This is a genomic window from Streptomyces sp. NPDC052701 (genome assembly GCF_040678355.1).
Lineage (GTDB): Bacteria > Actinomycetota > Actinomycetes > Streptomycetales > Streptomycetaceae > Streptomyces.
Window position 1 is genome coordinate 54,117 of record NZ_JBFATO010000027.1, and the last position, 18,226, is coordinate 72,342.

At 71.0% G+C, this 18,226-nt stretch carries 17 protein-coding genes and 3 pseudogenes; 14 read left to right on the forward strand and 6 right to left on the reverse strand.

Annotated features, from left to right (window positions below):
* The first annotated feature begins 57 nt into the window (after positions 1 to 57).
* Complete coding sequence (locus AB0L29_RS25680) at positions 58 to 339, forward strand: hypothetical protein (protein WP_365830104.1); 282 nt, start codon at positions 58 to 60, stop codon at positions 337 to 339.
* A gap of 307 nt (positions 340 to 646) precedes the next feature.
* On the opposite strand, the gene AB0L29_RS25685 is transcribed toward AB0L29_RS25680, so the two are convergent.
* Positions 647 to 1,375, reverse strand: coding sequence for an alpha/beta fold hydrolase (locus AB0L29_RS25685; protein WP_365830105.1), 729 nt, complete (start codon positions 1,373 to 1,375; stop codon positions 647 to 649).
* 158 nt (positions 1,376 to 1,533) lie between these two features.
* Here AB0L29_RS25685 and AB0L29_RS25690 point away from each other — a divergent pair.
* A pseudogene (locus AB0L29_RS25690) lies at positions 1,534 to 1,917 on the forward strand (helix-turn-helix domain-containing protein); the annotation flags it as partial.
* A 137-nt stretch (positions 1,918 to 2,054) separates the two neighbouring features.
* Entirely contained in the window at positions 2,055 to 2,849 is a 795-nt protein-coding gene (locus AB0L29_RS25695; protein WP_365830106.1) for an APH(3'') family aminoglycoside O-phosphotransferase, read from the forward strand.
* 494 nt (positions 2,850 to 3,343) lie between these two features.
* Here AB0L29_RS25695 and AB0L29_RS25700 read toward each other — a convergent pair whose 3' ends face one another.
* A complete protein-coding gene (locus AB0L29_RS25700; protein WP_365830107.1) occupies positions 3,344 to 3,886 on the reverse strand; it encodes a sigma-70 family RNA polymerase sigma factor in 543 nt (180 codons plus the stop codon).
* A 163-nt stretch (positions 3,887 to 4,049) separates the two neighbouring features.
* Positions 4,050 to 4,694 carry a hypothetical protein gene (locus AB0L29_RS25705; RefSeq protein WP_365830108.1) on the reverse strand — a complete coding sequence of 215 codons (645 nt, stop codon included), beginning with the start codon at positions 4,692 to 4,694 and terminating at the stop codon, positions 4,050 to 4,052.
* A 284-nt stretch (positions 4,695 to 4,978) separates the two neighbouring features.
* On the opposite strand from AB0L29_RS25705, the gene AB0L29_RS25710 reads away from it, so the two are divergent.
* The 6 genes from AB0L29_RS25710 to AB0L29_RS25735 all read left to right on the forward strand — a co-directional run bounded on the left by AB0L29_RS25710 (position 4,979) and on the right by AB0L29_RS25735 (position 11,806).
* On the forward strand, positions 4,979 to 5,719 hold the full coding sequence (locus AB0L29_RS25710; protein ID WP_365830109.1) for a class I SAM-dependent methyltransferase: 741 nt from the start codon (positions 4,979 to 4,981) through the stop codon (positions 5,717 to 5,719).
* A 286-nt stretch (positions 5,720 to 6,005) separates the two neighbouring features.
* Positions 6,006 to 7,091, forward strand: a complete 1,086-nt coding sequence (locus AB0L29_RS25715; RefSeq protein ID WP_365830143.1) for a pyridoxal-phosphate dependent enzyme — start codon at positions 6,006 to 6,008, stop codon at positions 7,089 to 7,091.
* Complete coding sequence (locus tag AB0L29_RS25720) at positions 7,088 to 8,305, forward strand: ATP-grasp domain-containing protein (RefSeq protein WP_365830111.1); 1,218 nt, start codon at positions 7,088 to 7,090, stop codon at positions 8,303 to 8,305. The genes AB0L29_RS25715 and AB0L29_RS25720 overlap by 4 nt, the downstream gene beginning before the upstream one ends.
* The gene (locus AB0L29_RS25725; RefSeq protein WP_365830112.1) at positions 8,305 to 9,540 is read left to right on the forward strand and encodes an MFS transporter; all 1,236 of its coding nucleotides are present in this window, start codon (positions 8,305 to 8,307) and stop codon (positions 9,538 to 9,540) included. The genes AB0L29_RS25720 and AB0L29_RS25725 overlap by 1 nt, the downstream gene beginning before the upstream one ends.
* A gap of 156 nt (positions 9,541 to 9,696) precedes the next feature.
* Complete coding sequence (locus AB0L29_RS25730) at positions 9,697 to 10,674, forward strand: ferric reductase-like transmembrane domain-containing protein (RefSeq protein ID WP_365830113.1); 978 nt, start codon at positions 9,697 to 9,699, stop codon at positions 10,672 to 10,674.
* A gap of 616 nt (positions 10,675 to 11,290) precedes the next feature.
* Positions 11,291 to 11,806, forward strand: coding sequence for a GNAT family N-acetyltransferase (locus AB0L29_RS25735; RefSeq protein WP_365830114.1), 516 nt, complete (start codon positions 11,291 to 11,293; stop codon positions 11,804 to 11,806).
* 139 nt (positions 11,807 to 11,945) lie between these two features.
* Here AB0L29_RS25735 and AB0L29_RS25740 read toward each other — a convergent pair.
* Positions 11,946 to 12,086: pseudogene (locus tag AB0L29_RS25740) on the reverse strand (alpha/beta hydrolase); the annotation flags it as partial.
* Positions 12,087 to 12,382: 296 nt separating this feature from the next.
* A complete protein-coding gene (locus AB0L29_RS25745; RefSeq protein ID WP_365830115.1) occupies positions 12,383 to 12,820 on the reverse strand; it encodes a hypothetical protein in 438 nt (145 codons plus the stop codon).
* Between the two features lie 7 nt (positions 12,821 to 12,827).
* Here AB0L29_RS25745 and AB0L29_RS25750 point away from each other — a divergent pair, with 7 nt between their 5' ends.
* The 5 genes and pseudogenes from AB0L29_RS25750 (at position 12,828) to AB0L29_RS25770 (ending at position 16,747) form a co-directional block, all read left to right on the forward strand.
* The gene (locus AB0L29_RS25750; RefSeq protein WP_365830116.1) at positions 12,828 to 13,163 is read left to right on the forward strand and encodes a hypothetical protein; all 336 of its coding nucleotides are present in this window, start codon (positions 12,828 to 12,830) and stop codon (positions 13,161 to 13,163) included.
* A 346-nt stretch (positions 13,164 to 13,509) separates the two neighbouring features.
* Positions 13,510 to 14,073 carry a hypothetical protein gene (locus AB0L29_RS25755; RefSeq protein ID WP_365830117.1) on the forward strand — a complete coding sequence of 188 codons (564 nt, stop codon included), beginning with the start codon at positions 13,510 to 13,512 and terminating at the stop codon, positions 14,071 to 14,073.
* Position 14,074: 1 nt separating this feature from the next.
* Entirely contained in the window at positions 14,075 to 15,514 is a 1,440-nt protein-coding gene (locus AB0L29_RS25760; protein WP_365830118.1) for an NAD(P)/FAD-dependent oxidoreductase, read from the forward strand.
* 275 nt (positions 15,515 to 15,789) lie between these two features.
* Positions 15,790 to 16,059 (forward strand): annotated as a pseudogene (locus tag AB0L29_RS25765) (alpha/beta hydrolase); the annotation flags it as partial.
* Positions 16,060 to 16,474: 415 nt separating this feature from the next.
* On the forward strand, positions 16,475 to 16,747 hold the full coding sequence (locus AB0L29_RS25770) for a hypothetical protein (protein ID WP_365830119.1): 273 nt from the start codon (positions 16,475 to 16,477) through the stop codon (positions 16,745 to 16,747).
* 262 nt (positions 16,748 to 17,009) lie between these two features.
* Here the strand turns inward: AB0L29_RS25770 and AB0L29_RS25775 are convergent, their stop codons facing one another.
* Entirely contained in the window at positions 17,010 to 17,639 is a 630-nt protein-coding gene (locus AB0L29_RS25775; RefSeq protein WP_365830120.1) for a TetR family transcriptional regulator, read from the reverse strand.
* Positions 17,640 to 18,226: the final 587 nt, after the last annotated feature.

Below are 18,226 nucleotides of genomic sequence, written 5' to 3' on the forward strand. Positions count from 1 at the left end.
TTTCGGAGGCGGCAGAGGGGCGTCGGGTGTGCGCGCACACTGCTTATGATCTTGGTCATGTCCGTGCAGAACTCTGACAAGACCCTTTCCCGCAAGCAGAGGCTTCAGGAGAAGCAGCGCCGCCAGTTGGCGGTGGTCGATACCGTGGACAAGGCCGAGGCGAAGGTCCGCAAGGCGGAGGTCGAACTGGCTGCGGCCGTCACCGAAGCTGTGCAGGTGTTCGGTGACGAGCAGTCCGCGTCCGACGGGCTCGACATGCCGGTCGAAGCGATCCGGCGCTTCCTCGGCATGGTGCAGGACGAAGCGGCCGGCACCGGCGACGTCGCTGACGCATCCTGAGCCTGGCCCGCCGTGGGCGGCCGCATGCGTGGCTTCAGTCTCACGGCGGCGCTGGACGCGGGCCGTCTCGATCGAGGTGGGCGCTGAGCCGGCCGAGGCGCGCCTGTGGCGCCTGCGGCTCACCCAGCCGCAGATCACCCAGGCGTGGGCCGACGGCGGCTGTGCCGGCGACCTCGTGGACCGGGTCCTCGTCACCATGATGACCCGGCGCCTGACCCGCAAGAGCCCCGCACCAGCCAGTGGACGAGGACGACCCTGGCGTGAGCAGAAGCAGTCGTCCTGCCTGCTGCTCGACGGCCGGACGATGCTAGAGGTCGAGCTTGAGCAGCAGTTCGCTCAGCTCTGTCGGCATGGTGATCATGCAATCGTGCCCGGTCGGCAGTTCCCACACCCGTGCCGGAGAACCGTTGGGCTGAAGTGCGGCGACGGGCCGCCGCGTGATGCCTTCCGGCTCCACGCCGACGCAGTGGATGTGCGTACGCGGAATCAGGTTCACGGCCGGGTTGTCCAGCCGGACCGGTTGCTCCAGGCAGCGCACCGGCTGGTCGGAGAGCATCGTGCGCAGCCACGCGACGTCCGCCGGGTCGGTGACCCCGAACAGACCGAGGGGCGGAGGCATCTCGGGCAGTGGCGGAACGCGCCAGGCACTGTCGGACATCGCGGCCAGGTCGATCAGGTCCTGAGTCATGGGCTGGACGTCGACGGCGGTCTCGCCGTGCTCCGGGACCATCGCATCCAGGTACACCAGGTGCGCGATCCGTTCCGGAACCTCGTTGGCCACGGACGAGATGACCAGTCCGGCGTAGCTGTGACCCACGATTACCACCTCGGCCAGGTCCTCTTCGTGGATCAGCTTGACGACGTCCTCGACGTGCGTGTCGAGCCCCACCTCGGGACCGAGCAGGTGCGCCTTGTCGCCGTAGCCGGTCAGCGACGGCGTGAACACGCGATGTCCGGCCGACTCCAGCAGCGGGACCACCCGCTCCCAGCACCGCCCGTTGTGCCAAGCACCGTGGACCAGCAGGAATGTCGACATGATCGGGACGGTCCTCCTCTTCGGGGCGCGGAGGTGTGGGGACATAGCGGTTCCCGTTCGCGCCTCGGTACCCTTCGAGAACCGATGTCATCGTGGTGCACCTGTCACGCGTCGAGCAATAAGGCACATTTCAGTGCCCCGGTTCCCTGGAGGTAACCATGACCGCAGCTGACAGCGAGTCGCGGCCGGCACGGCAGGAGAACCCGTGCCGGGCCCGCGAAGTGCTCGGCATCGTCGGGAACAAATGGTCATTGCTGGTCGTACGCGACCTCAGCCAGGGGCCTCGCCGCTTCACCGAACTCAAGCGAGCCATCGACGGAATCAGCCAGCGCATGCTCACCGTCACCCTGCGCAGCCTGGAGCGCGACGGAATCCTCACGCGGACTGTCCACAACGTCATGCCGCCGCATGTCAGCTATGAGCTCACCCCGATGGGCAACACCCTCCGCCAAGCCACCGCGCCCCTGCTGGAGTGGAGCACGATGCACCTGGCACACATCGACGCCGCCCGCGCCACGTACGACGCCCGCCCCGACACATCGTCCGCCCAGGCCATTTCTTCCGGATCACGCCTTGCCGGACACCAGGCACAGGGTGACGGCAGAGGTCCTGCAGTACCGGGCCAATAGCAGGGCCGGCCGAAGTGGCCGCCATGAGCGACCGCCGCGGAACTCGGACCATGTCGCCGGTGCTGCTCGGCGTGGATGACGGCGGCTGGTTGCCTGTCACCGCGGGCGAGTCGGGAGCTGCTGTCTTTCGCAGCGCGGACGCCACTCGGTATGCCAAGTGCGTGCCCGCTGCGGATGCAGCCGGCCTTGAAGCCGAGCGCGACCGGGTCGTGTGGCTGAGCGGTCAGGGTGTACCTGGTCCTCGAGTGCTCGACTGGCACTCCGGTGACGCGGGCGCCTGCTTGGTGACCAGTGCCGTTTCTGGCGTACCTGCTGATCAGGTGCCCGCTGAGGACCTGTGGGTCGCCTGGGAACGCATCGCGGATGCGGTCCGCCGACTGCACGAGGTGCCTGTGCCGCAGTGTCCGTTCCACCGGGACCTGGACGCTGTGGTCGCCGTGGCGCGCGACGTCGTGGCCCGTGACGCCGTCGACCCGGAGTTCCTCCCCGTCGAGCAGGAGCACACGCCCACTGCGGAGCTGCTGGACCGCCTCACCCGGCAGGTTCCACGGCGGCGGGAGCAGGAAGCCGCCGACACGGTCGTCTGCCACGGAGACCTGTGCCTGCCCAACATCATCCTGGATCCGCGGACCCTGGGGGTGTCGGGCTTCATCGACCTGGGCCGCCTCGGACTGGCCGACCGCTACGCCGACTTGGCGCTGCTGCTCGCCAACGCGCGAGAGACGTGGACGGACGAGGAGCGGGGGCGAGCCGCGGACATGGCGTTCGCCGAGAGGTACGGCATCGCCCTGGACCACGACCGCCTGCGCTTTTACCTTCATCTTGATCCGCTCACCTGGGGCTGATCGATTTCGTGGGGGTCATCGGGCGGGCCGGAGGGAGATGCCTGCGATGTGGGATGGGCACCCTGTCCGGCCTGGCGAACCAGATCGTCCTCGCGGTCATCGCGCTCGGCCTGACCGTCGGGATCGTGCTCGGCCACCGCATGTGGGGGCATCCTCGACGCGCTGCTCGGGCTGATCCACCGCAAGCGCACCAGCCGCCCGGCCGTGCGGCCCTGACCTCCCGGCGGGGTCCTCGTCGGCCCGGTTCCACGCGGCCCACGTCTGTGCGCGGGCGTGGGCCGCACTGCCGAGGCGCGACAGGGCTGGTGGACACTCCACCGCGCGGGCGGCAGCCGCGCCCCTGCACCCTCCCGGATCAGCTCGAAGTACCGCTTCTGTCGGGAAAGCCCCGCTCGGGCTTGCCGCTGCGGGGGCGAAGGGTCTGACGGCTCAGGGGGCCGGGCCCTTCGTGATCTCCTGGCTCAGTGCTGCGCGGGTGGCTACGGTGCCGGCGGTCAGGCCGCGGAGCGCATCGGCGTGGGGTGCTCGGCGTCGTTCAGCAACTCGATCAGGCAGGTGCGGGCGCGTGCCACTCGGGAGCGCACCGTCCCCACCGGGCAGTTGCTGACGAGTGCCGCTTCCGCGTAGGGCAGCCCAAGTAACTGGGCGAGGGCGATGCCCTCGTCGAAACCCGGCAGGCCGTGCGGCTGGGCGCGTTCGGCGGCGGCTTGCCAGTCGTCGGTGCCCGACAGACGGGGCCGGGCAGCGGCGTACCGGAGACTGTCGAGCACCGCGCGCCGGGCAATGGTCAGCAGCCAGGTACGGGCCGAGGAGCGCCCTTCGAAGCGGTGCAGGCTGGTGAGGGCCCGCAGGAACGTGTCCTGGGTCAGGTCATCGGCGGACTGGGGGTCGACACCCAGGCTGGTCACGTAGCGGCGGACGTCGCGGTGCAGGGACCGCACGAAGCGCTCGACCGCTTCGGCGTCACCGCTGCGGGCGGCGAGTGCCCAGGCCGTTGTCGACTCGTCGGGCGGGGCGGGCGGGGCAGGAGCGATCATCTGGCGTCCTTCTCGGGATCCGGACCCGGCGGCGAAAGGCAACGGGTCCTGTGATGGCGTGGGACCACGTAGAGGCGAACGATGTACGACCGCGCGCAGGCGTACGGCCGGTGCATGAGCCGTCCGGACGCGGGGAGCCGGGGCGGCAGCGGAGAACCGGCTGTCAGACGGCGGCGGTCCCGGCGGGCGGCCCCCGAGAAGTGAGGGTGTGGACGAGGAGGAACTGCCGCGGCGTACGGGCGGATCGGTTCCGTCGGGTGCGGATGCGCGGACGGTGCAGTGGGGCGAACAGCAGGAGGGGCAGCCACAGCGGTGCGAGGAGCCATCCGGCGAGTGTCCGCAGGATGCGGAAGGCGGCGCGTTCGCCGTACGCGAGCCACAGGCTGCACAGCAGCGCGGCCAGTATGTGGGCCGCGAGCATGCCGGTCGACGACATGCCTGCCATGTCGCGGCCCGTATGCCCCAGGTGGGCCATGTGGTCCAGCGGCGTGCCGTCCGCCAGGGCGGGGTGGTGGACGGTGGGCGTGGCCGGGGCCGGCTGGTGGGATCGCGTCGCCGTCCGGGCCAGCGAGTACCACACGTGTAAGCCGGTCTGGGCGGCCATCGCGACGGAGGCGACCAGGGGGAGGCCGCGCTCTCGCCCGGTCAGGCACCATGCCGCGCCGCCGGCCCCCAGGAGTGCCGCGGCGATGGCCCACCGGGGCACAGCGGAGCCGGACATCATGCGATGTCCCAGGGCGGCGAGCAGGGCGCAGACGGCTGCGAACACCGCGGCCCGTATCGCACGACAGCCCCACCCGACAGTCATGGCGGGTTCATCCTCGCATCCGCGCCTCTCGCGTCACGGGTACTCCTGCCGGATCGGTACCGATGGCGACCGGGCCTCCCGCTCCCGTCGGCTCGTGTGCACCATCTCATGGCAACGAGCCGGAACAGAAGGGGTGTTGAAGCCGACCGCGTGCGATGCCGAAGCGTCGCCGCCGTCGTGAACTGCCGGGAACCAACTGCCGGAAGCGGCCGACTACTGAAATGACGGGAGCGACAGGAGCTGCCAGCAGGAGCCCATGGGGTCCCAGAGGGAGGCCGAGCATTTTGAAGTGGTACGAGGACGACTCTTTATGGTCCGACTTCGCGCCCACCATGTTCTCCCCGGCGCGCGCGGAGTCCGTTGCCGACCTGGTGGCCACGTCACCTCTCCTTGACTTCCCGCCCGGGTCCAGGGTGCTCGACCTGTGCTGTGGTCCGGGTCTGTTCGTGGTGCCGCTGGCCGGCCGGGGATTCGACGTCACCGGCGTCGACCTCAGCAAGCCGATGCTGGAGCGGGCGAGAAGCGCGTGCGAGGAGGCCGGTGCCGAGGTGCGGCTGGTACACGCGGACATGCTCACGTACACGGCTCCCGAGGCATTCGACGTCGTCCTGAACGTGTTCACGTCCTTCGGGTACTTCGACGACCCGGACGACAACCTCCAGGTTCTGCGCAACGCGCGGGAGAGCCTCGCCCCCGGCGGGCAGCTCCTCGTGGACGTCATGGGCAAGGAGGTTCTGGCCGGCTGGATCGGGCGGCCCCAGGCCGTCGACCTGCCGGACGGCTCGTACGTCGTCCAGCGGGACGTCGTCTTCGACAGCTGGCGCAGGCTGCGGACCGACTGGACGCTGGTGCGCGGTACGTCGGCGCGCACGGCGTCCCTGACGTCCTACCTCTACAGCGCCGCCGAACTGCACGACCTGTTCGTGGCCGCCGGCTTCGCGGACGTGGAGTGCTTCGGCGGCTTCGACGGTTGCGCGTACGACAACCACTCCCGGCGGTTGATCGTCCGGGGACGCAAGAAGTGAGGCGAACCGTCAAGTCCGCACGCCTCGCTCCCCGCCCGGGTGCCGCCGCGCGCGGCCCGCCCCCGCCCCGGCGAGGACGGCAGCCCTGCGCGCACGCCTGCCCTGCCGCCCGCTCGTGGCCAACCGCCCGGCGCCCGCAGCCCTGGAGGACCGGTACACCATGTCACCGCACCACGAGAACCACGATCCCACGCTCGGTGTCGCGGCAGCGGCCCGCCCGCCGGAACGCGCCCCGCGGGCCGTGCCAGGGGGAACGCGGACGCAATCCGCCGCTTTACCCCCGCCCATCGCCTCCGCCGCACCCGTCCATGAGCACATCACCGACGCGTTGAAGACGCCGGACCTGATCCGGCTCGGCAGCAACGTCGTGCTCGCCCGCTTCGAGACGATGAAGGTCTACGCGGCCCTGGGCGCCGTCCGCACGCTGCTGCACCGCGGGCGCATCGTCCCGGGACAGACCCTCGTCGACAGTTCCAGCGGCATCTACGCCCTGGCACTCGCCATGGCCTGCCACCGCTACGGCTTGCGGTGCCACATCGTGGCGTCCACGACCGTCGACTCGGTCATGCGCGCGCAGTTGGAGGTCCTGGGCGCGACGGTCGACCAGATGCCTCCGTCCCAGAACCTCAGGCTCGACCAGGAACGTCGCGTACGCCGTGTCCGCGAGCTGCTGGCCGACCGCCCCGACTTCCACTGGATGCGGCAGTACCACGACTGCGTCCACTACGCCGGATACCGGGAGTTCGCCGACCTCGTCACCGGGGCACTGCCCGACGCGCCCCTGACCGTCGTCGGCGCGGTCGGTACGGGGGCGTCCACCGGTGGGCTGGTGCAGGCGCTGCGGGAGACGGGGCGGACGGTGCGCCTGGTGGGGATCCAGCCGTTCGGCAGCGTCACCTTCGGCAGTGAGCGCTTCAGCGATCCCGAGGCGATCATCGCGGGCATCGGGAGCTCCATCCCCTTCGAGAACGTCCGGCACGAGCTGTACGACACCATCCACTGGCTGGACTTCCGGCACGCCATGGCCGGCGCGATCGGCCTGCTGCGGAAACACGCGGCCTTCGCGGGGCTGTCCACCGGAGCCGCCCACCTGGTCTCCTCCTGGGAGGCGGAGCGCGATCCCGAGCGCCTCCACCTCGTCCTGGGCGCGGACACCGGCCACCGCTACGCCGAACGGGTCTTCGCAAGGCACACCGAGGCACAGGACATGCGAACCCTCCGGCCCCGGCCCATCCATACCCTCGACGAGCTGCGTCCGCCCTGGTCGGTGATGGAGTGGGCCCGGCGTCCCGATCCGGCGAGCCCCCGGCCCGGCCGGCACCGCGGCACCGGCAGTGCCGGCCCCGTCTTGCCCGTGGAGGTGACGCCGTGACCATCGCGGCACTCGAATCCCTGTCCTTCGGCCTGGGCCACATGGCCGCCGCGGCCGCGGAAACCGGACACGAGCTGTGCCTGCTCACCGCGGACCGGTCCGTCTACCGGCACGAACTCGACACCCTGCCCGACGGTGCGCTCACCGTCGTCGACGTCGACACCTTCGACACGTCCGCGACCCGTGACGTCCTGGCCGCCCTGCCCGGCCTGGCCGGCCTGCTCAACACCACCGACACCTGGAGCGTGCCGGCCGCCGACCTCGCGGCCGAATTCGGGCTCCCCGGCCCGGACCCGGCCGCAGTGCGGCTGCTCCGCGACAAATACCGGGTGCGCGAGCTCCTGCACCGCCGGGGGCTGAGCCGGAGCGGCGCCGTGCGCGTCACCCCTGGTCCGGACAGCGCTCAAGAGGTGCGTCGTGCGGTCGGCCTGCCTGCGGTCCTCAAGGACTCCTCGGGCACCTCCTCACGCAATGTCTGGATCGCCCACGACGAGGAAGCACTGCGCCGCGCTCTCGACGAAGCCGCCCGGCAGCAGCTCATGGGGAAGTTGTTCGCGGAGGCGTTCCTGGCCGGGCCGCTCTACAGCGCCGAAACGCTCAGCTGGGACGGCGCCACACGGCTGCTCGGCGTCCTGAGCCGGCAGACATCCCGGCAGCCCGCGGTACGGGAGGAGGCCGCGGCCTTCCCCGTCGCGCTGCCGCAGGCCGAGTTCAGCGGCATCGAGCAGTGGGTCGCGGACGTCCTGCACGCGGCGGGGCATCACAGCGGCTTCGCCCACGTGGAGTTCGTCCTCACCACCGAGGGACCGGAACTCGTCGAGATCAACCGCAGGATCGGCGGGGCCCTGGTGGGAGAGGTCATGTGCCGCTCGCTCGGCACCAACGTGTACACCGCCATGATGGAGGAGGCACTGGGCCACAGACCGCGCCTCATGGACGCCCCGCTCGACCACAGCGGCCCCGCGCACGCTTTCGTCCTCATCTACGCGGACCGTCCAGGTGTCCTCAAGGGCTGGCACGGACTCGACGAGCTGGCGGCCTTTCCCGGAGACGTGCGCTGGTACCCGACCAGAGCGCCGGGCGACGCAATGCCGCAGGTGGGGGACCAGCGTGGTTGCACCGGAATCGTGCTGGCCGAGGCGCCCACAGCGGAGCTGGCACAGCACCGGGCATGGAGCGCTGCCACCCGCGTGCGCCCCGTCGTCGCCGTCTAGTGGTCCGTAAGCCCCGCCTCGGCGGCCGGCGGTTCACGGGCCCGCAGGCGTTCCTGTTGACCGCCTCGTTCCTGATCACCCTGGGCAGCTTCGCCGTCCTGCCGTACATGTCGGTGCTGCTGCACCAGCGGCTCGGGCTGGGGCTCGGCACGGTCGGCATCGTGCTGGCCGTCGCCTCGCTGGTGCAGTTCTCCGGCGGCGTGGCCGCCGGCGCGCTGGCCGCCCGCGTCGGCCTGCGGGCCACCATGCTGACGGCCCTGGCCGTGCGGACGGCCGGGTTCGCGGCGTTCGTGCCGGGGATGACCAGCCCCGTGCTCGCGGTCGGCGCCCTGTTCCTGGTCTCCTGCGGGGCTGCTCTGTACCTCCCGGCGAACAAGGCGTACTTGGTGGCGGGAGCCGACGAGGCCGACCGCCCCCGCCTGCTGTCGGCGAGCGGGTCGGCCTTCAACGCGGGCATCGCCCTCGGCCCGCCGGCCGCGGCACCCCTCGTCCTGGGCTCGCCCACCGTGCTCTTCTCCTGCGTCACCACGCTGTTCGCGCTCGTCGGCATCGGCCACGCACTGCTGCCGCCGGCCGCGGCGCGCCCGGTGGCCGACGCCGCCGGTCAGTCCCGGCAACACGACAACGACCTGCCCCCCTTCGCCGTGACCGTGCTGAGTGTGTACATCTTCATGTTCTTCCAGCACTACTTGGCGCTCTACGCCGTTGCGCGCACCTCGGCCGGCTACTACGGGGCGGTGCTGATGGGCTATGCCTGTCTCCTGGTCGTCGCCCAGCCGCTGCTGTCCCGGTGGATCGCCGAACTCGCCTACCGGGACGCCATGAAGGTGGGCTTCGGGAGTATGGCTGCGGGGACGGCCGTCATCGCGTACGGCGGGTACGCGGGCATCGGCGCGGGAGCGGCGCTCATGTGCGTGGGCGAGGTCGTGCTCTTTCTGAAGAACGATCTGGAGGCCCTCGCCCGTTCGTCCGCGGCGCCGGCCGTGGTCTTCGGCCGGCAGCGGTTGGCGGCCGGGCTCGGTGCGTTCGGCAGCGGGGTGGTGGGCGGCCAGGTGTACGCGGGCGCGGAAGCCATGGGCTCGGCGCGGGGGTTCTGGCTCGCCGTGTGCCTCCAAGCTCTGCTTCTTCCCCTCCTGCTGAAGGCCGTGGTACGCCGCCGTCGCATCGGGGCCTTCGCCCCGGGGCCCGGCAGCAAGCGGTCTTCGGCAGAGCGGCAGCGGCCATCGCGAAGGTGAGAGACGACGCTCCCTCCGTGTGATCCACGCCACATGGCGATGGTGGGAACTTTCGTTTCTCCCCATCCGACTCATCCAACAGCGCGACTGGGCACGCCCGTGCCCGGAAAGCCGACGCCCCCGCCCACCAGCCGAAGCGACTGAAAAGGCCGCACGATGACGTCATTACCAGCGCAACCCGCCTCCGAGCCGGCCGACGACCCCGTCGTCGGCACCGGTGACCGGCAGCGGCGCCCCACCCTGCGGTCCGATCTGCGTGCGTCCCTGCCCGACGGCCTGGTCGCGCTGGTCGTGACCGGCGCCGTCTTCGCTCTCCTGTACGCCCGCATCCGCGCCGAGACCTCCTCGACCGTGTCCGTCATGCCCTTCATGGCCGACACGGGCGAGTTCTGGATGTACTTCCTCAGCCAGGCATTCGGCTGGTCCGCCCTGCTGTGGGCGTGGATCACCGTCGTCCTCGGACTCCTCCTCTCCGGCCCCCGCCCCTCTTGGCCACCGCTGTCCGGCCAGCGCCTGGAACGCCTGCACCGAACCACCAGCCTCAACACCATCGCCCTCATCGCCGCCCACGCGCTGCTGTTCGCCGCCCAACTGGTCCGCTCCGACACCGCACGCTGGCACTCCGCGCTCACCACGGCCTTCGTGGAGACCTTCGTCCCCGGCGGCTACGACTCGGGCACCGGCAAGCTCGCCATCCCCCTCGGGCAGGCGGCCCTCTACTTGGCCATCCCTCTGGGCCTGCTCTTCTACATCAGGCACCGCATCGGTCCCAGGACCTGGCGCGTCCTGCACCGCTTCGTGATCGCCGTGTACGTCCTGAGCGTCTGGCACACCCTCCTCTACGGTACGAACGTCTGGTACGACGGCTGGTTCCGCACCGCGATATGGCTGCTCCAACTCCCCATCGCCGCATTGCTCCTGCTGCGCCTGGTGCAGCCCGCCCGGCGCTCGGAGAAACTGCGTGGCCCGCGAGCCCACACCGGCTCACCGACGGGCTGGGCCCTGCGCCTGAGCGGCCGTCTCGCCGTCATCGGCGTGATCGCTGCCCTGATCGGTGTGGTCATCAGCGGAAACGACGGCGGCCGCACCGCGCCTCCCGAGGACACCTCTTCCAGCCACAACGAGCACGGCTGAGTTGCCCTCGCACGCCCACGGGATGTCGCCCCACCGAACGTCGTCACCCGGGTGCCGTGCGACGTCAGCGCGGCCGGAGACTCGGAAGTCGGACTCCGCCGCAGCAGGGCGCCTCACCGGGACGGCACACGCGGCTGGTTCCCGCGGATGTCGGTGGGACGTGGAGGTGGCCGTCCTCGTCGCTCCAGCGGAACGCTTTCGGGTCGACATGCGCGCTGTGCGCGGGAAGCCGCTGACAGACGGAAGGAGGCCAAGGGTCTGAGCCGGCCCTGAGAAGACACGTCGCGGCACGTGGGTCCGGCCCGGTGAACGGCCGGGCCGGACCCCACTGAAATCTTCCGTGCGGTCCCACAGCCTGCCCATGGGTACGCATCGGGTGCGGTCGGTGCGCACCCATCCGGTGCTCGTCCTGCATCCGGTGCGCACCATTGAGCCTCCGCCAGCTTGAAGTCGCAGTTCAAAGGGCTGGTGTGCCTCGTACTCGGGGGACTCACGCAGCTCATGAGCGACTGTCTGCGCAGTAGATCGTTCGTCAGGAGTTGCTCTCGTCGGGGGAGGCACCGACGGTGGGGTAAAGGAATTCGTCCTGAGGCACCTGTGCGACTACGGTGGCGCGATGGTGCACGTGCGGGAGATGGATGCGGCCGACGTCGAGGCCGTTTCGACGATCCGAGTCCGGGGATGGCAGGCGGCGTACGCCGGCATCGTTCCCCAGACGTATTTGGATGCCATGACGGTGGAGGGTGATGCCAGTCAACGGCGGCAGTGGGTTTCTCAACCCGGACGACAGTCACGAGATCTTGTGGCGCTCGGTGACCGTGGCCTTGTGGGGTGGATCTGCTTCGGGCCGTGGCGAGGTGAAGTGCCTGGTCCGGGACGGGTCGGTGAGATTTACGCCCTGTACGTCTCGCCGGATCTGATCGGCCAGGGCATCGGCCGGAGGCTCCTGAAGGAGGCCCACGCGCAGATGAAGAGTCAGGGCTTCGAAGTGTCGGCCTTGTGGGTTCTCTCTGCCAACCAACGAGGCCGGCGTTTTTACGAGCGGTCTGGCTATCAAGCCGACGGTGCTGCTCAGGACGACCCCTACGACGAGATCACGCTTACTGAGCTTCGCTACCAGCGTGTGCTCTGAGTTCAGCGGCAACGCGTGATCCTGGTCAGATGGAAGACCGCTGCCTCTCGTTTCAATGGTCAGCTTGCTGATTCTCGCTCGTAGCAGTTCGGTAGCCTTCTACGATCCGGTGCATGCTGGATCCCGAGCTGCTGGAACGGATCTGGGACGCCACATCCACCCAGGCCGCAGCGTTGTGTCCGCTGCCGTGGACAAGCAGCACGCCCTCACCGTGACCGCCGAAGTCCACTCCGGACAGGACCCCGTCCACGACGGGTAGTTCGATTTCTGTTCCGGTCACCACCGCACCCTGTCTGCGAGAGGACAGCGCGTGCAACTGCTCTTCCCACCGGGAGTCGGGGCGGAATGAGGAGGCGTTGCGACCGCCGAGGACGGACAACGCTACCGCCGCACGTCGCCGCGCCGGTGGGGCGGGGCAGTTGATCGAGGTAGCTGTCGAGCGGTTCCAGCGGTTCGTGCAGGTCGGTCAACGGGTCCTCCCGTGCCGAGTGCCCATCTGCCCGAATTCTCCGTCCGTCCCGAGGCCGGGACAGGGCGAAGGCGGAAACCGGCCACGGGTTGGTCGGTTGGGGCCCCTCAGCGGTCGCGCCCTGCTCCCCTGCCCGGGTCTGTCCGTGGCGTGGGGTGCTGCCGCTGGTCAGCGGGGCCGACGGACTCGGCCGGCTGCTCCGGCTGCCGGTGGCCGGCGACGGCGCGTCGGCGGGCATCGGCCTCGCGCTTGGAAGCGGTGAGGCGGGCGAGGTTCCCCGGGGCACGCATCCATGTCGCCGGATCGGTCGTGCGGCCCTCCAGCAGTTCCGGCATCGCGGCCTGCCGGTGGGCGTGGACGGCGGCGGCCTGCTGCGCCGGGGTGAGGGTGGCGTGTCGGCCTGGGTGGCCGGCGGCGTGCGGTGCGGCCGTGTCCTGGTCGTGATGGTCCTGGGTGTGCGTGGTGGCCGGCGCGGTCGCGGCCGGGACTTCGTCTCGTGCGGTGACGGGTGCCGTGCGGGCGGCGCGGATCGCCGCCGGTGCCATCGCCTGGGTGGTGGGCTCGGCCTGGCAGGCCGAGCGGGACGCCGCGGAGAGCGGGCGGACCGGCAGCGTGGTCCTCGGCTTCGTCGTCCTTCCGCTGGGCGTGGGCGTGATCGCCCTGTCGGTCCTGACCGACGCGGTCCCGGCGTGGCTCGCGGTCGTGGGCTGGGCCATCGGCGGCATCGGCATGGGGGTGGCGTTCAACGCCTCCACCACCGACACGCTGGAGCAGGCACCGGCCGAGCGGCAGGGCGAGATGAGCGGGGCGCTGCAGCTCGCGCAGACCCTCGCCACCGGTGTGGTCGCCGGTCTCGGCGGCGCGGCGCTGGCCCTCGCCGAGCACTGACGCGGCCGGCCATGTCGAGCAGCCGGGACCGCGCCTCGGACGGCCGACCTTCGGATTCGCTGCGCTCCACGCCACCATCTCATGAGGGAGAACGTTCTGTCTTGACAATTCCCGGCATCGTTGCCACTGTCTTATGCGACAGAACGTTCAGTCTCGCGAAAGTCGACGTCGGTCGGCCGGTCGTATCCGGCCATTCGGCGCGGCATCCCGCCCTGGCACCTGGTCCAGGGAACGCCCCGCACGCGTCAGGTACGTCGGATCGATGTGGTCCCCACCTGGCCGAGAAGGCCGACCTCAGGACGCACCGGGCCGCCTCCCCTTCGTTCCCTCCTCCGAAAGGCTCATCGTGAGCACCACCATTGCTGCTTCGTCCGGCATCTCCGGGACCGCGTCCGCCCTGCGGCGGCTGTACTTCGTCCGGTTCGCGTTCGCCATCGTCTGGGCCGGCGTGATGCTGACGATGGCTTCGGACCTGAATCCGGTCGGCGCCACGTTGCTCGTGCTGTACCCGCTGTTCGATGTGGGCGCGGCCATCGTCGACGCGAGGTCGTCGCGCAGCACGGGATCACCCGCCCTGCTGTTCGTGAACGTCGCCGTCAGCCTTGTCGCGGCCGTCGCCGTCGGCGTCGCCGCTTCGTCCGGCATCCCGGCCGTGCTGCGTGTGTGGGGTGCCTGGGCCGTCGTGGCCGGTCTCGTCCAGCTGATCGTCGCCGTCCGCCGCCGCGCGATGGGCGGCCAGTGGCCGATGATCCTCAGCGGCGGCATCTCGGTCCTGGCGGGTGTGTCGTTCATCGCGTCGGCCGGCGCGGACGACCCCTCGCTGGCGAGCGCCATAGGCTACGCCGTCCCGGGCGGCATCTTCTTCCTCATCTCGGCCCTGCGCCTGGGCCGCTCCGCCAAAGGCAACTGACATGGATACGCACACCTACGACGTCATTGTGATCGGTGCCGGTCCGGTCGGGGAGAACGTCGCCGACCGGGTGGTACAGGGCGGGCTGAGCGCCGCGATCGTCGAGCGGGAACTGGTCGGCGGTGAGTGCTCCTACTGGGCCTGCATGCCGACCAAGGCACTGCTGCGGAGCGCGGCCGCGCTCCGGGCGGCCCGGCAGGTGCCGGGATCGCGTGAGGCGGCCACCGGCGACCTGGACGTCGCAGCCGTGCTGCGCCGCCGTGACTCCTTCGCCGCGCACTGGAAGGACGACGGGCAGGCGTCCTGGCTCGACTCGGCCGGGATCGCGCTGTACCGGGGCCAGGGCCGGATCACGTCGGACCGGGTCGTCGGGGTGACCGGCGAGGACGGCGCCACCACGTCGCTGACCGCGCGCCACGCGGTCGTGATCGCGACGGGGAGCGCCGCGCTGCTGCCGGACATCCCCGGTCTGGCCGAGGCGGTGCCGTGGAGCAGCCGGGAGGCGGCTGCCGCGGGCGCGGTTCCCGGCCGCCTGGCCGTCATCGGCGGCGGTGTGGTGGCGTCGGAGATGGCGACGGCGTTCGCCGCTCTGGGATCGTCGGTGACGATGCTGGCCCGCGACGGTGTCCTGCCGCTCGCGGAGCCGTTCGCCGGTGAACGGGTCACCAAGTCGCTGCGGGAAGCCGGTGTCTCGGTGCGCCTCGGCGCGGAGGCCGGGTCCGTGGAGCGCGACAGCGACGGAACGGTGCACGTCACGCTCACCGACGGCGAGCACGTCGAAGCCGACGAGCTTCTCGTCGCGATCGGCCGTACGCCGAACACCCAGGACATCGGCCTCGGCGCCGTCGGTCTGACGCCGGGTACCTGGCTCACGGTGGACGACACGCTGCGGGTGGCCGGGGACGCCGGCGCGCCGACGGCCGACGGGTGGCTGTACGCCGCCGGTGACGTCAACCGGCGTGTGCTGCTGACCCATCAGGGCAAGTACCAGGCCCGTGCCGTGGGCGATGTCATCGTGGCACGCGCCAAGGGCGAGGCGGTCGAGGACGGCCCGTGGGGCCGGCATGTGGCCACGGCCGACGAGCGTGCGGTGCCCCAGGTGGTCTTCACGGAGCCCGAGATCGCGTCGGTGGGGCTGACCGCGGCGGCGGCCGAGGCCGCGGGGCTGCGCATCCGCGTCGTCGACCACGACCTGGGCGCCGTCGCGGGAGCGGCCCTCCACGCCGACGGATACCAGGGGCACGCCCGCATGGTCGTCGACGAGGACCGCAAGGTGATCGTCGGCTTCACGCTGGTCGGCCCGGACGTCGCGGAACTCCTGCACGCCGCGACGATCGCGATCGTCGGAGAGGTTCCGCTGGACCGGCTGTGGCACGCGGTTCCGGCGTTCCCCACGGTCAGCGAGGTGTGGCTGCGGCTGCTCGAGGCGTACGGCCGCTGAGCCCCGCCACATGTCACCCCGTCGCGACCGCGAGGGGACGAGACATCGGCACGTCAAGGGCGGGGCGCACACGGCCGTGAACGGGCGGACGGGTCTGCGCGATGCGAGCCGAGGACCAACCCGGCGATCGACAGGAGTGAAGTCATGGAATCGAGCGGCCGAGACGGCGGCTTCGCGGGCGGGCGACACAGTCGCTGGATCTGGGGCACGGACGTGTTCTCGAGTTCGCCGTACGAGGGCCCGACGACGGACGGGTCGTGCTCCTCCACCACGGTATGCCGGGTTCGGCGGTCCCCGTGGACGCCCTCCTGACCCCGGTCACGGAGCGGGGGTACCGCGTGGTCACGTGCTCCCGCGCCGGCTACGGCGCGTCGACTCCGTCGCCCGGGCGCACAATCGCCGGCACGGCCGAGGAATGCCGGGTCCTGATGGATCGTCTGGGGGTCGACCGGTACCTGGTGGCGGGGTGGTCCGCGGGCGGGCCGTACGCCTTGGCCACCGCTGTGGCGGACCCCAGGCGCGTGGCGGGCGTGCTGCTGATCGCCTCGTTCGCACCGCACGACGCCGAAGGCCTTGATTTCGTCAAGGGCATGGGCGTGCAGAACCATGTGCTGTTCGGGGCCGCGGCCGGGGGGACGGGGAACGGCGTGCGGTCGTGGCGCAGATGGCCGCGGTCGTCCGGGACAGCGGTCCCGCCGAACTCGCCGCCGGGATGGCGAGTCTGCTCCCCGAGGCGGACGCCACCGAACTCACCGGGGCCCAGGGCCTGTCGTCGAACTCCCGCCTGCCCTGCGACGCCCTGCACGCGCTCTCGCCGCACCGGGCGCGGACCCGAGTACATCCAGTACGAGGGCCCGCGCCCGGCACGCCGAGAGCGCGCACTCTCGCCGCGGGGCCCGCCCTCCGGGCGGACGACGGGAATTCGACGACAGGCCCTACGGGGCGGACAACATCGCGCAGATGAACCACGGGCTCGCGGCGGGGGAGGAAGGGTGGTTCGAGGACCTGAGCGCGCTGACGGCACCGTGGGGGTTCGACCCCGGCGGCATCGCCGTCCCTGTCGAGCTGTGGCACGGCTCCCTCGACCGGATGGTGCCGGTCGCGCACGGACGATGGCTGGCCGGGCATCTGCCGACCGTACGCGCACACGTCGAGGACGGCCACGGACACATCTCGATCGGTGCCGGAAGCCTGGGCGACAAACTCGACCAGCTCTGGTCGAGGACGTCCTGACCGGACCGATCCGGCGAGTGCCGCACGCAGGTTCCGCACGGCCCCCGTCCGTACGGTCACGGCATCACGCGCGGGTGCGAGGTCCGTCGCACCCGCGCACTCGTGCACCCGTGACGGCCGACGGCCCTCGGCCGCCGGAAAGGCGGTGCCTCCGGCACCGTGCGATCCACGGCGGGGGGGGGGACGGCGGAGCACGGTCGTGGACGCTGTGGAGCACCGCCTTGCCCGGCTCACAGCCGGGGACGCGGGCCGGAGCGCGAGCTCAGAGTGCGCTGTCCGCGGAGGCCGCTGCGCGCGGCACGGACGCCGGGCCGGTGCGCGCCTGGAGAATCCCGTCGACCCCTTGCAGAAACGTCTCGCAGACCAGCTCGGGGTCGAAGAGGCAGCCGGCTGCCATGGCGCCGTCCCTGAGCATGACGAAGTGCCGGGCGGCCGGGTCGGCGGGTGCGTAGCCGGTCTGCGCCAGGAGGTCCGTGACCGTGTTCAGGAACCACTCCCGGTGGGCCAGGACGGCCTGGTGCACCGGGTGGGCGGGGTCGGGGTACTCGGCCACCGCGTTGAGGAAGGCGCAGCCGCGGAAACCGGATGACAGGATGCCGTCGGTGATGGACCTCGCGACGGCGCGCACCTTGTCAGCGGGTGACGCGCTGCTCGCCTCGGCGGCGGCGACCTGTCCTCGGATCCCCTGGTCGGCCCGGTCGAGATACGCGAGGACGAGGTCTTCCTTGCCCGCGAAGTGCCGGTACAGCGTCGCCCGGGTCACCTTGGCCTCCGCGGTGATCCGGTCGATGCCGACGGAGTGGATCCCCTCCGCGTAGAAGATCCTGGTTGCCGTGTTCAGCAGCCGCTCTCGCGCTTCGGAGGTGCTGACGGTGTCTGCGCTCGGACTCATCCTCCCAGGGTACACAATCGCGAGGTAGAACGTTCGGTATTGACAAGGGGTGCAGCGGGCGTCCAACCAAGGAGACCGAACGTTCTCCCTCCCCTCTGGGTGTGCCGATCGTGATGCTGGCGCCCGGCACCCGCGCCGGCCTGTCGAGCTGGGACGGCACCATCCGGTGACCGCGGCTCAAGTGGCCGTTGCGATCGGCCACCGGCCGCCGCCGCGCCGTCCGGCGCCACCCTCCCTCCCTCGAAGCCCTGCTCGAACCAGGCGGGTCGGGCGGCCCCTGACAGGACTCGCCGACCTCTCCCTGCTCCGTTGACCGAAAGGACACATCATGCGAATCCGCATCTCACGTCGCGCCGCCCTCGCCGCCGGCCTTTGCGGCGAAGTAGGGGGCGAGGCAGGGCGGTGTGCCGCCGCGCGCGCTGGAGGAGCCGACGGCCGGGATCCGTGATGCCGGATTCCGGCGCGCCGGCCGGTCGGGCGGTCCTGAAGAAGCGGGACCGACCGGGATTCACCCGGGCCGGTCCCCTGCCCCGACCACAGTCACGGCAGGACGGCCGGTCCTGACTGGTGTCGGCATCCGGGTACAG